At 44.2% G+C, this 11,349-nt stretch carries 14 protein-coding genes; 5 read left to right on the plus strand and 9 right to left on the minus strand.

What is annotated here, in order from left to right; all coding sequences use genetic code 11:
• Nucleotides 1-95: 95 nt before the first annotated feature.
• The 4 genes from PN499_RS22705 to minC all read right to left on the minus strand — a co-directional run bounded on the left by PN499_RS22705 (nt 96) and on the right by minC (nt 3,635).
• Nucleotides 96-1,217: a hypothetical protein gene (locus PN499_RS22705; RefSeq protein ID WP_272034873.1), complete on the minus strand. Its 1,122-nt coding sequence runs from the start codon at nt 1,215-1,217 to the stop codon at nt 96-98.
• A 105-nt stretch (nt 1,218-1,322) separates the two neighbouring features.
• A complete protein-coding gene (gene minE / locus PN499_RS22710; protein WP_007353743.1) occupies nt 1,323-1,592 on the minus strand; it encodes a cell division topological specificity factor MinE in 270 nt (89 codons plus the stop codon).
• Between the two features lie 288 nt (nt 1,593-1,880).
• On the minus strand, nt 1,881-2,687 hold the full coding sequence (gene minD / locus PN499_RS22715) for a septum site-determining protein MinD (RefSeq protein ID WP_007353741.1): 807 nt from the start codon (nt 2,685-2,687) through the stop codon (nt 1,881-1,883).
• Between the two features lie 153 nt (nt 2,688-2,840).
• Nucleotides 2,841-3,635, minus strand: coding sequence for a septum site-determining protein MinC (gene minC / locus PN499_RS22720; protein WP_272034876.1), 795 nt, complete (start codon nt 3,633-3,635; stop codon nt 2,841-2,843).
• A gap of 191 nt (nt 3,636-3,826) precedes the next feature.
• On the opposite strand from minC, the gene PN499_RS22725 reads away from it, so the two are divergent.
• Genes PN499_RS22725 through PN499_RS22735 form a run of 3 tightly spaced genes read left to right on the plus strand, consistent with a single transcriptional unit; the run spans nt 3,827 to nt 4,578 of the window.
• On the plus strand, nt 3,827-3,973 hold the full coding sequence (locus PN499_RS22725; RefSeq protein ID WP_272034878.1) for a hypothetical protein: 147 nt from the start codon (nt 3,827-3,829) through the stop codon (nt 3,971-3,973).
• Between the two features lie 45 nt (nt 3,974-4,018).
• On the plus strand, nt 4,019-4,363 hold the full coding sequence (locus PN499_RS22730) for a hypothetical protein (protein ID WP_272034880.1): 345 nt from the start codon (nt 4,019-4,021) through the stop codon (nt 4,361-4,363).
• A complete protein-coding gene (locus PN499_RS22735; protein WP_272034882.1) occupies nt 4,360-4,578 on the plus strand; it encodes a hypothetical protein in 219 nt (72 codons plus the stop codon). The genes PN499_RS22730 and PN499_RS22735 overlap by 4 nt, the downstream gene beginning before the upstream one ends.
• A 31-nt stretch (nt 4,579-4,609) precedes the next feature.
• Here PN499_RS22735 and PN499_RS22740 read toward each other — a convergent pair whose 3' ends face one another.
• Genes PN499_RS22740 through PN499_RS22750 form a run of 3 tightly spaced genes read right to left on the minus strand, consistent with a single transcriptional unit; the run spans nt 4,610 to nt 8,353 of the window.
• Entirely contained in the window at nt 4,610-5,932 is a 1,323-nt protein-coding gene (locus tag PN499_RS22740) for a four-carbon acid sugar kinase family protein (RefSeq protein WP_272034884.1), read from the minus strand.
• Between the two features lie 19 nt (nt 5,933-5,951).
• Complete coding sequence (locus tag PN499_RS22745; protein ID WP_465249972.1) at nt 5,952-6,320, minus strand: PP2C family protein-serine/threonine phosphatase; 369 nt, start codon at nt 6,318-6,320, stop codon at nt 5,952-5,954.
• A gap of 47 nt (nt 6,321-6,367) precedes the next feature.
• A complete protein-coding gene (locus PN499_RS22750; protein ID WP_272034888.1) occupies nt 6,368-8,353 on the minus strand; it encodes an adenylate/guanylate cyclase domain-containing protein in 1,986 nt (661 codons plus the stop codon).
• A gap of 144 nt (nt 8,354-8,497) precedes the next feature.
• Here PN499_RS22750 and PN499_RS22755 point away from each other — a divergent pair, with 144 nt between their 5' ends.
• Nucleotides 8,498-8,635: a hypothetical protein gene (locus PN499_RS22755; protein WP_272034890.1), complete on the plus strand. Its 138-nt coding sequence runs from the start codon at nt 8,498-8,500 to the stop codon at nt 8,633-8,635.
• 36 nt (nt 8,636-8,671) lie between these two features.
• On the opposite strand, the gene PN499_RS22760 is transcribed toward PN499_RS22755, so the two are convergent.
• On the minus strand, nt 8,672-9,322 hold the full coding sequence (locus tag PN499_RS22760) for a hypothetical protein (protein ID WP_272034893.1): 651 nt from the start codon (nt 9,320-9,322) through the stop codon (nt 8,672-8,674).
• A 205-nt stretch (nt 9,323-9,527) separates the two neighbouring features.
• Here PN499_RS22760 and PN499_RS22765 point away from each other — a divergent pair, with 205 nt between their 5' ends.
• The gene (locus PN499_RS22765) at nt 9,528-10,697 is read left to right on the plus strand and encodes an IscS subfamily cysteine desulfurase (RefSeq protein ID WP_272034897.1); all 1,170 of its coding nucleotides are present in this window, start codon (nt 9,528-9,530) and stop codon (nt 10,695-10,697) included.
• 316 nt (nt 10,698-11,013) lie between these two features.
• Here the strand turns inward: PN499_RS22765 and PN499_RS22770 are convergent.
• The coding region (locus PN499_RS22770) for a glycosyltransferase (protein ID WP_272034895.1) at nt 11,014-11,349 on the minus strand (336 nt) is incomplete at its 5' end.

Here is an 11,349-nt window from a genome sequence, read left to right on the forward strand (position 1 = left end):
GAGCCGGAGAGCTCTCCGGCTCGCACTACCACAAAATATATAACTCCAATGTACTCGAAAACGATATCACCCCCCCAGGTTTGTTGCTAGTTAGATTATACAAATTTTTTCGCCTCTGCCAAAGCCTTTTCAAATTTCACTAAAACATCCTTCTCTCGGTGAATAATTTTCTCCTGCTCTAACATCGGTCTACCAAAGCGGAAAATGCCATCTTGCTCAACATGATCTACATAAGGTAGCGTTTCAGGATGAGGCAAAAATTTTTTTCCCATCGTGTAAGGTGTATGGTAAGAAAAAGTAAAATCAGGAAACTGCTCAGTCTTGATTTCCAAATAATAGAGCGAATAATAATCCCTCGTTTCCGTATAAATACATTCCCGGCATTTATGTACTAGCTTGCGATTGTGATAATAAAATTCCCACTTATCCCAATAGTAGCCCTCCTTCATCATTTCATAATGATTATCGCAAAGCTTCAAATACAATTTATCAGAATCAACTGGACGATAAAATGCTAGCATCCCATAGGGAACCTGAGCTAATAACTTAATTGCTTGATTTTTGCGCTCGTACCATTGTTCTCGCCGCTGCTCGTACTGTTCGTTATATTTGATTGCTCTGAGACTTTTAATTTGATTTTCTTTTGCCCAACGAGAGGCCCACACTGTCCAATAGGCTAGTTGGAGAATAGCTGATATTTCACTCGATCCTTTTTCTTGCCATTCCTCTATAATTTTTTCCCAAGCTGAGCCAAAAGCTTCTCTTGATTGCTGATGTTCCTTGCGGCTTTCTGAGGCGATTTGTGCTCCTGTTTGCCGATTAGTTTTGATCTGCGATCTATGTTCTTCTCGCCACCGCTGAATATCTGCTTGGGTGATGCTGAGGATAAATCTTCTGTCGTGAACGGGATATTCCAAATCCATTCCCGATTTCCGAAAACTGCGATATTCTAAAATAGGGATTTTCCCTTCTTTTACCCAGCGCTTGCGCTCGTTTTTAGAGCAGTGCAGCAGCTCTTCTAATTCTATCGGCTCAACAGCTAACTCGCTTTTGAATGTTTCCCAGAATCTTGCTTGCTCGAAGGCATTTTCTTCTAAAATAGACAGAATTGTACTGACGAGACTCTCTTTTTTGTCCTTAGAATTGTCAGGGAGTCCTAAAAATTCGATGAGTTGGGCTTTGAGAATACGTCTGGAAGAGATTAGCTCGGCTAACATCGGGTAGCTCCAGTAGAGTCGAGACTTAGGTTAAAACTCAAATAAGTTACCTAACTATTAATATCTTAATAGATTCTCCTCTATTGAACTCTGGTAAATAACCGGCTAAGTATCTGACTTGACTCGGCGGATGGGCAGGTTTGCAATCAGTGCTGTCGCCCGTCGATCGCTTTCTAGGGAAAACTCTGTACCATCGGTTTCGAGTTCCACATAGCGAGATACTACCTCTAGGATTTCTTTTCGCATTGATTCAACCATTTCTGGAGTGAGGTCAGAACGGTCGTGGGCGAGAACGAGTTTGAGGCGGCGTTTAACTTCCTCGCGGCTGTTGTCAGTCGTGCGGGGGAAAAGGCGATCGAGAAGTGTATTAATCATGGGGCTTGCGGAGTTGTCAAGAGTTAGGCAGGTGGCAGTAAATCCGTTTAGCCGCCTATGGTAACGGCTACGAAACTGGTTAGTAGTTTCGAGTAGGATCGTTTATGTCAGTAGCGATCGCGCTCTTGAGGAAAGAGGCTGGTAACTGAACGGGGCGGCGAAGTGAGAAAATCCTGACAACATACCCTTTAAAATAGACACTTTAAATTCTTCCTCATTCCTCACTGCCAATAGTTTAACTGACAGTATACCGAGATCGGCATTTATTACCAAAACTTCGCCGCTTACTTACATAATCTTAGCTGTTAACAGCCTGCGGAGTCGAGTAAAAAAGTTATCCTGGGGGGGATTGAGTTCCAGAAACTCAACTTTTTCGCCTTCTAAGCGCCGAGCAATATTTTCGTAGGCGGTTCCAGCTAAGGATGGAGTTTCCGACAGCACTAAGGGTTCGCCCCGGTTAGTGGAAACAATTACGCGCTCGTCGTCTGGGACAACTCCCAGCAGAGGAATAGCAAGAATTTCCCGCACATCCTGCACCGACATCATATCATTAGCTTGCACCATTAAGGGTCGAATACGGTTGACGATCAGGTGGATACGTTTGACATTATGAGCTTCTAGTAAACCCACAACGCGATCGGCATCGCGGACAGCGGCAATTTCTGGTGTGGTAACGATCACGCCTTCTTGAGCGGCGGCGATCGCATTTTGAAATCCCTGCTCAATCCCTGCGGGTGAATCAATCAAAATATAGTCATATTTCTCTGCTAGTACGTTAACTAATTGTTTCATTTGTTCGGCACTAACAGCATCTTTCATCCGGTTTTGAGCGGCCGGTAGTAATACTAGATTGGGCTGGCGTTTATCTTTGACTAAAGCTTGCTCTAGTCTACATTCGCCAGCAATTACTTCTACTGCCGTATAAACGATTCGATTTTCTAAACCTAAGAGCAAGTCTAAATTTCTCAAGCCGAAGTCAGCATCAACTACCGCTACAGAGCGACCAAGTTTCGCCAGAGCCATGCCCAGATTTGCTGTGGAGGTAGTTTTCCCAACTCCTCCTTTGCCAGAAGTAACAACAATAATGCGAGCCATAATTAATTGGTAATTGGTAATTGGTAATTGGTAATTGGTAATTGGTGATTGGTGATTGGGAAGAAGTTTTGAGTTAACGGCAGTTAAAAATTATACTTACTTCTTCCTTCTTCTTTCTTCCTTCTTCCCTCTTCCTTCTTCCCTCTTCCTTCCTTAATCTATTAACTGCGACTTGTCAAAATCACTGGCTCTGCTAATACGAATCCCTTGGGTAGTCACGTAGGCGACTTCGGGGTAAAACTGAGCAGGCTGAGTCTCAGGCCCTCTGGCGACGTATTCAGCAATCCGAATTAGCATAGGTTCCATTTGCAAAGTCATAATTACACTTTTGGCATTGCCGCCTGCTCCAGCATGAACTCTACCCCGCAAACGGCCCCAAACTAGGATATCGCCTTGAGCGACCACTGAGCCGCCGGGATTGACATCTCCTAAAATTATTACTGTACCGGGATGCCGAATTTCTATGCCGGAGCGAATTGTCATCTGTAAATACAGAGGTTCGGCTAGAGAGGAAGCTGTTTCTGAGGGTGTTTTGTTGAGAGAGGAGATGGGGGATTGCTGTTCGACGGCATAGCCGGCGGTGGCGGCGGCGACGGCTGTTTGGCGGCGGATGGTATGAACTCGTTTGAGTTGGAGTTCTACTTCAGAAAGAGCCTCTGCGATCGCTTGTAGTTGGCGAATATCTAATAAGCGATCGTTCGCCATCAGGTGGACTTCTGCATTTGGCTGCCAGAAGCGTTCTCCTGCATTCAGTCTAACTTTTAGCTGTTGCCACAGTTCAATCCAGGTTGTTGCTGTTGAAGTTGCTGCTTCGCTGCTGGTTTCGGGGGGTAGCAGCAGCAACAAGTGCCCGCCTTCATTTTTGAGATGAACTTGCAGGTTGAAACTCACTTCAGGCGTGGAAGCATCGGGGGTAACGGCGGCGGAGGGGGAAGCATCAGTCGTCATGGGACTGGTCTGATTTTAGGTAAGGTTGACTATCAATATTAACTTAATTAGGAATTAAAACCTGTTTATATTACCTCTGATTGCTAGTTATCTGTCATTGCCAGCCAATCGAAGCAATCTAAAGATGCTGCTTTATATTACCTCTAATTGCGAGTTATCTGTCATTGCCAGCAAAGCGAAGCAACCTAAAGATGCTCGGATTGTTTCGCTTTGCTGGCAATGACAAAGTTAGCCTATTAGAGATTAAAGCCTTTGATATTACCTCTTATTACCAGTTGCCTGTGGTTATGACCGCAACTAAACAATCTCAATATTCTCCTAAAGTAGGATCGGTGTGATATTCTGCCTATTTGACAGAACTCATGTTAACTTAGATGGGAATTATGGCCAAGTTACCAGACGAGATCATCACGACTGTTTTCACTTTACAGCGACAACTCTTAGAACGCATAGACGAAGCAACTGCAACAGTATTTATCATGTTAGAACGTTATGGCGAAACAGATGCCACATTACCCGAATTAGACGAACTCCAGAGTATCCGAGAACGCGCTGACAATTACTACTCACGTTTTTATGTAACGCTGCGGCGAATCTATGATTCTCAACCTGCGGCTTCCCGTGATAGCCTAGAGTTACTTGGTCGCTACATTAATGAGGCTGAGGCTACAAATGAGGCGATACAAGCAAGTATTCAAGAAATAAAAAGAAACTGGAATTTACCATGAGTAATGAACTGAGAATACCTGATGCCGAAACTAGAGCGCGTTCTGTTGCAAATTTGCGGGAACTGGTGAAACGCATGGATCGCAATATTGCCGAATTGGATGAACTAAACGCCCGTTTAGAAGCCGATATTCAAAACAGCACTCTGGGAGCTTATTATCAAAGAAGAGCGGCACGTCTGGCAGCACAGCAACAAGAATCCACTGCTCAAACATAATTTTCCAGGGCGGCAATTACCGCCCAACTAGCTATTTACTTAACCGCCGATAAACTGTGGCTAAAGCATCTGCATCCCCGACATTGCCGGGAAATAAGACTACTGGTAAATAGGGAAAGAGAGGATGATCTGCTGCTGTCCTTACTACTGAACAACCTGCTAAAATTTGACCTAGTAATCGTGCTGATGTCAGTGATAAACCTGTGCTGAGAACGTCGTTAGAAGTAATACCTCCTTTGCTAATTAAAAACCCGATATCTGAAGGTAAACCTCGCACTATATCCATCAATAAAGCTGAAACAGCAGCACCGAAATCTAAGCGTACTTGTACGCTGTCAAAGGTAAGTTCTTGACGGCTAGTATAAACTACGGGAGTTTTACCTACAGCACGAACGGCATGAACATTTTCGAGAGTATTTTTCAGGAGTTTTGCTCGTTGTGCTGGCGAATCTTCTAACAAATGGGCGACATCAATTTCAATGCTAGCTGTTCCTGGTTCTTGCAGTAATTTTTCTAATTGTTCGGTGGTTTTTTTAACGTGAGATCCAACTATTACTGCACCAGGCTTACCACCACGCACGTATTGTGCCATATTTTCGGCTGCTATTGGCTGCGGGCCGAGGTCGGCTAGTGAGGTTAAAATACTAGCACCGCTGCGGAATAAAAAGCGTTTACCTTGGTTTGCTGCTGTCAGGATGTCAGCCGCAAAACGGTTAAAATCGGCTTGATTTTCGCCGTCAACAACTCCGCATTTGTTGCCAGTTAAATTTAGCAAACGTTCCAAACTTCCAGCGCGAATGTCTGCTAGCAAAAATCGCTCTACACTTTCAGCCGAAATCCGATTTTGGGTTTTTTCTGCTACATATTCTGGCAAATAACTATGTTTGTACCCAAAGACGGAATCACGAGCAAATTCTGTTTGTTCTACGGGTGTTTCAATGCCATTAATTATCAGATAATGGACGCTATCGCGGGTAATTCGACCGCCTTCAAAGAAGGCAGGAACTAAGAAATGAGCGTCAAAAGGGCCAAGTTCTTCGGCGATTACGTCCGTTTCTATGGGATAATGACCCCGGAGGGTGGAGTCAGAACGGCTGACTATGAGGAAACCTGCGGTTTGGGGGGTAGTTGCGATCGCATCTTTCAAGTTGCGACACACTTCGCGGGTGACAGCAGCCGCTTGTGTTGCGGGTAAAGCTCTGGTATTTGTGAGGATGAAGAAAATGGGAGACTCGTCCTCCAGTCCTAACTTTAGGGTATCCACGTCCCAGCGGGTTAGCAACAGACAACTGTGAACAGTTTGGGAACCTGTGGGATCGTCATCGAGGACTATAATTTTAGGTTTGGCGGTCATAGCGATTTTGCTAGTAATTTCAATACTTTTGTTTGAGGACAACTAAAGTGATGTCATCATACACCTTTTGCTCACCGATATGGCGCTTAACGTCCGCGATCGCAGCTTCCTTAATTTCACTAGCTGAAAGCTGACGGTTTTGTTTAACTATTTCTACCAGCCGATCTAAACCGTATTGTACTTTATTAATATCAATAGCTTCGGTAATCCCGTCAGTGTAAAGTACCATCACATCATCTAAATTTAATTCAACTCTAGTTGAGGCAACTAAATCTGCAATTTCAGCTTCCAGTCCCAAGGGAAATCTTAACTCCATTGTATCAATTAATTGTACTTCACAGTCAGCTCGCACAACTATTACCTCTTCATGTTGACTGCTCAAACTCAGAGCGCGATCTTTGAGGTAAGCTGTTAAGGTATTAAATCAAAGGACAGTCATACTCGCCGACCCAAAAGCCAATAGGTCATCATTTCTCCTCTTCCCTTGACCTCGATCGTACCCCTTGGCTCTAGTAAGTATTTATTCTGTAATTTGAGATAAGTCGTATCGGCGACTTGAATGTATCCCGGTTTACCGTGGGATTCCATCCTTGAGGCGATATTCACCGCATCACCCCAGAGGTCATAAATAAATTTCTTAATCCCAATTACTCCCGCAATTACAGGACCGGTATTAATCCCGATCCGAATTTGTAGAGATTCCCCAAAAATATTCTCCACGTCTTGCATATAAGCTTGCATATCCAACGCCATGTTGGCGATCGCTTCGGCATGATCCGCTCGAGAAACGGGTAAACCACCAACTACCATGTAGGCATCCCCAATGGTTTTAATTTTCTCTAAACCATACTTTTCAGTGAGTTGATCGAAGGCAGAGAAAATTTGGTTCAAACCTGTTACCAATTGCATCGGCTCTATCCGGGCCGAGATCCCAGTAAAACCTACGATATCCGCAAACAAAATTGTGGCTTCTTCAAAATGTTCAGCAGGGGATTCATTAGTCCGCATGAGGCGATCGGCAATTTCCGCAGGCAAAATATTTAAAAGTAACTGTTCTGATCTTTCTTTTTCTTGGCGCAGTTCTCCAGTTCTTCGCTCCACTCTAGCTTCCAGCTCTTCATTTGCCAAATGGATGGCATCTAGAGAATCCTTCAGTTGTCTAGTCATGCCGTTAAAAACGTTGGCTAATTTGCCAAGTTCAACGATGGAACTAACCTCCACTTGTTGGTTGAGATTGCCTTTTGCGATCGCTTCCGAGGCAGTGGTGATCCGCTCCACAGGACGGATAATCCGGCGAGCGGTCAGGATACCCAACAAAATTGCCAAAATCAAAGTTGCTAAACAGAGCAGGATTGTAGTTTGAGTATTGGCATTAATCTGATTCATAAAGTCTGCTTCTGGAATAGTCACCACCACCAACCACTCAATACCTTTACTATCTCGAAAAGGATCGACTCGGACAAAATAATTTTTACCATCGACGGTAAATTTCAGTTGATGAGATGCTTGGATATTTTGAAAATTATGAAACTGCTCTAGCAAAGCTTGACTCGCTTTTTGGGTGATGGCATTGCTACTATTGACAACCTTGAGTCGTTCAATTCTTTGCTCTGGCAGTTGGACAACCTTGTCTGGGTAATATTGAAAGGGCTTTTCCCCTGTAGAGGTGGCAATCATTTCTCCAGAACGTTCCAGAATAAAACTTTGCCCAGTTTTACCGATTTTGAGTTTGCTTAAAAAATCCCCAAACATTACCAGATTTAAGCTTGTCATCCACACTCCTTGGAAATCTCCAGTCTGGGTATATATGGGTTTACCCGCCGCAATGTATAAGTATTTACCTGTAATGTGAGGATACAGTTTTGCCCAAACAGCTTGCTTTTTCTGGACTGGAATTTTATAGTAGGGGCGGTTGCGGGGATCAAAGTTAGGTTTCCCGGCGTTGGTAATTTCCCGGCGTTCCCCTCCTGGACTAACGGTATAGGTCGTCAAAGTGTGGTTATTTTCTACCTCCGAAGTACGGATGACGATCGCGCCATCATCCTGCCGCTCACCAGCAAAAAACTCCTGATTGGGGGTAACAAAAGCTGCGGCAGCAACAAGGGGAAAGGCTGGGAGTTGTCGCCATAGAAACTTCTCTACGTCTCTCCCATTATTAAGATCGATGCGGTTTTGGCTCAGGGCTGCATCATAGTTTTCAAAGGATTGAAAGGGAATAGCAAGCAGATCGGTTAGATTTTCCTTGATGCGATCGCTAATATCATTCCGCAACTGAGTAGCTACATCATTTACTGCTTTTTGACCGTTTCTATAAGAAAGATAACCAACAACAGCTACTGCTCCAACTGTTTGGACAACAAAGGGAATAATTAGCAGTATTTGTAGGGGAATTTTTCTGAAAAGTCCAGGTGATAAGGGCATCCTTGATTTACCAAGCATAGTGACTCTAGCATAAGCTAATCAGCTTTAATCTGCATACTCCTACACCCTCTACCCATTCGTGACAGGTTAAAAAAGTCAAACGAATGTCACTGAGTAAATATGCTTAATTAAAATTGAATTAAAATGAGAATAAATTGCTATGAGAGTTCGCGCACCGAACAATCAGATTCGCAGCGTCCAATAGAAATGGTTTTGGAAGATAAATTTGGCTTGCCTCGCTCTAACTGGGTTGAAGATGAAAATTATTATTTTGGGCCTTAAATCACAGTTCGACAGGGGTTAAAACCCCTGGCGGCTTTAATTGCCAGCGTGTCTCTCCTGTAATTTGTTCATTTCCTCCTGCACCCCCACAGCTACCTGCAAAGCTTCATTTAACAACCGCCCCTGCTCGCTCGCCCGATCGTTAATTTGCAAGGCAGTCAAAGCTCGAAAATTAGTATCAAACATATCAGAATGACCAGCTACAAATTTTTTATTTTCCCTGAGAATCCTTTCTGTTTTTAAAGCTCTCACCAAATCTTCTCTGATCAGATGCAAAGCTTCAATAACTTGCTCGCGATTACGAATACTTACCTTGTGATTGCCAGCTTCTTCTATGTTGTCATTAACTTCTATAGCTTTAATAATAGCATTATATCTGTCCACATCATCAAAAAGATTAACCAGATGTTTATTCCTACTACTCAACCAAATTTTCCAAAAGTCATCAACTATTAAAGCCAAAGCTGCTGCGAAATGGACAGAAATTAATAACAAATAGTATCTCGGAAAGATTAGCAACAGCAGCAAACAACTAATGGCAACTAAAGCAATAACAGCCAAAGTTTTCAACCCTTCAGTGACAAACTTACGGATCGCAGGTGGTCTGTAGGTACGGTCTGTCCCTACACCACTGAGCCGCTTGAGTTCACCCTTAGTAATTTCCAATCCCTGGATATCAGGTCGCATAAATAATTTTAGCTATTAATTTTTAGTTGTAGGTGCTGACGCTGGTATAGAATAATTTAACACCTTGCTCGTAACTTTAATAATTGGCTACTATACTCTAATATCTAAGTTGCAGCTATAGGAACGCTACACTGGAACGACCAAGTTGACAACTCAGTTGCCTAAATACGCGATCGCCAGCCCAGTTGCCCAATTTTCTTCTACTATGTCTCAACGCCCTATCTACCTAGACAACCACGCGACAACCCCGATCGACGAACGGGTACTCGCTGCCATGCTCCCCTATTTCCGGGAACACTTCGGCAACCCCGCTAGCATCAATCATATCTATGGTTGGGAAGCAGAAGCGGCAGTCAAACAGTCCCGGCAAGCGATCGCAGATGCCATCAATGCCTCACCCGAAGAAATTGTCTTCACTTCCGGCGCAACCGAAGCGAACAATTTAGCGGTCAAAGGCATAGCCGAAGCTTATTGCAACAAAGGGCGACACATCATCACGGTAGCAACCGAACACAATGCGGTACTCGATCCCTGTCATTATTTAGAAAAATTGGGATTTGAAATCACTTTTCTCCCCGTCCAAAGTGACGGACTGATCGACTTAGGCAATTTAGCAAGATGTATTCGCGCCGACACGATTTTAGTCTCGGTGATGGCTGCTAATAATGAAATTGGAGTAATCCAACCGATCGGAGAAATTGCCGCCATCTGTCGCGGTGCAGATGTGTTTTTCCATACAGACGCAGCCCAAGCGATCGGCAAAATTCCTCTGGATGTCGAGGCCTTGAAAATTGATTTAATGTCCTTGACAGCGCACAAAATTTATGGGCCAAAAGGCATCGGCGCTCTTTACGTCCGCCGTCGCAATCCCAGAGTTCAGCTTGCAGCGCAAATGCACGGAGGCGGACACGAACGGGGAATGCGTTCTGGTACGCTCTATACCCCTCAAATTGTCGGATTTGCCAAAGCCGTAGAACTGGCCATTTCCGAAATGGACTCAGAAGTGGAACGGGTGACAAATTTGCGTCAACGATTGTGGGACTATTTATCTCCCTTGGGCGACATTGTTATTAATGGTCATCCCATTCACCGCTTGCCTGGAAATCTTAATATCAGTGTAGATGGAGTTGATGGTCAAGCGCTGCTACTAGGAGTACAACCTGTGGTCGCTGTTTCTTCGGGTTCGGCTTGCACTTCTGCAAAAATCGCGCCTTCTCACGTCTTGGAAGCAATTGGGCGATCGCACCAGTTGGCTTATGCTTCGCTACGGTTTGGCATTGGTAGATTTAATACAGTCGAAGAAATTGATACCGTAGCTAAGCACTGCGTAGCAACTATCCAATCGCTGAGAAAAGTAGCAGTTGCCGAAGTTTAGTTTCGCGATCGCGATCGCAGAGTGAATGTAGGTAATTGGTAATAGCTAGGGGCTAGGGAAGAGGAAGGAGGGAAGAGGGAAGAGGGAACTTACTAGGACTTACACACCCAACCAAAGAAACCGGGTTTTTTACGAAAATACTTCGTTGTTACCCACAGATTGTCTCAAAAACCCGGTTTCTGGAACCCCATGCTAATTGCTAATTGCTAATAGTTAATAGCTAATAGCTAATAGCTAATTACCCATCTTCCCTATCTTCCCCATCTCCCCCGTCTTTCCCTAGCCCCTAGCCCCTAGCCTCTAGCCCCTTCTTCTATTACCAGCTTACTTGAGATCGCTCTTCAACCACCCGCTTATAAACCCATTCAGTTTCCTTAGCCAGCTTCGGCCAGTTAAATCGCCGTTCTAAATCTTCATAAGCATTGTCAACCAACCACTTTGCATAGCCCGGATTTTTTAACACTTCCAAAATGCCCCAAGCCAAAGAATGTGGATTATTAGCGTCAGTAACCACCCCCGTCTTCGTGTGTTGTACCACCTCTGGAAGTCCCCCCGTATCAGAAACTACCACAGGTACTCGCGCTGCAAAACTTTCTAGCGCTACAATTCCAAAAGGTTCGTATAAACTAGGAAAAACTGCACAGTCAGCCAC

The sequence above is a fragment of the Kamptonema animale CS-326 genome, from assembly GCF_028330895.1.
Lineage (GTDB): Bacteria > Cyanobacteriota > Cyanobacteriia > Cyanobacteriales > Microcoleaceae > Kamptonema > Kamptonema formosum.

Coding starts and splice junctions, on each gene's coding strand:
- PN499_RS22705 (WP_272034873.1), bottom strand. CDS start 1,217: ATGTTAGCCGAGCTAATCTCTTCCAGACGTATTCTCAAAGCCCAACTC.
- minE (WP_007353743.1), bottom strand. CDS start 1,592: ATGATTAATACACTTCTCGATCGCCTTTTCCCCCGCACGACTGACAAC.
- minD (WP_007353741.1), bottom strand. CDS start 2,687: ATGGCTCGCATTATTGTTGTTACTTCTGGCAAAGGAGGAGTTGGGAAA.
- minC (WP_272034876.1), bottom strand. CDS start 3,635: ATGACGACTGATGCTTCCCCCTCCGCCGCCGTTACCCCCGATGCTTCC.
- PN499_RS22725 (WP_272034878.1), top strand. CDS start 3,827: ATGCTCGGATTGTTTCGCTTTGCTGGCAATGACAAAGTTAGCCTATTA.
- PN499_RS22730 (WP_272034880.1), top strand. CDS start 4,019: ATGGCCAAGTTACCAGACGAGATCATCACGACTGTTTTCACTTTACAG.
- PN499_RS22735 (WP_272034882.1), top strand. CDS start 4,360: ATGAGTAATGAACTGAGAATACCTGATGCCGAAACTAGAGCGCGTTCT.
- PN499_RS22740 (WP_272034884.1), bottom strand. CDS start 5,932: ATGACCGCCAAACCTAAAATTATAGTCCTCGATGACGATCCCACAGGT.
- PN499_RS22750 (WP_272034888.1), bottom strand. CDS start 8,353: ATGCCCTTATCACCTGGACTTTTCAGAAAAATTCCCCTACAAATACTG.
- PN499_RS22755 (WP_272034890.1), top strand. CDS start 8,498: ATGAGAATAAATTGCTATGAGAGTTCGCGCACCGAACAATCAGATTCG.
- PN499_RS22760 (WP_272034893.1), bottom strand. CDS start 9,322: ATGCGACCTGATATCCAGGGATTGGAAATTACTAAGGGTGAACTCAAG.
- PN499_RS22765 (WP_272034897.1), top strand. CDS start 9,528: ATGTCTCAACGCCCTATCTACCTAGACAACCACGCGACAACCCCGATC.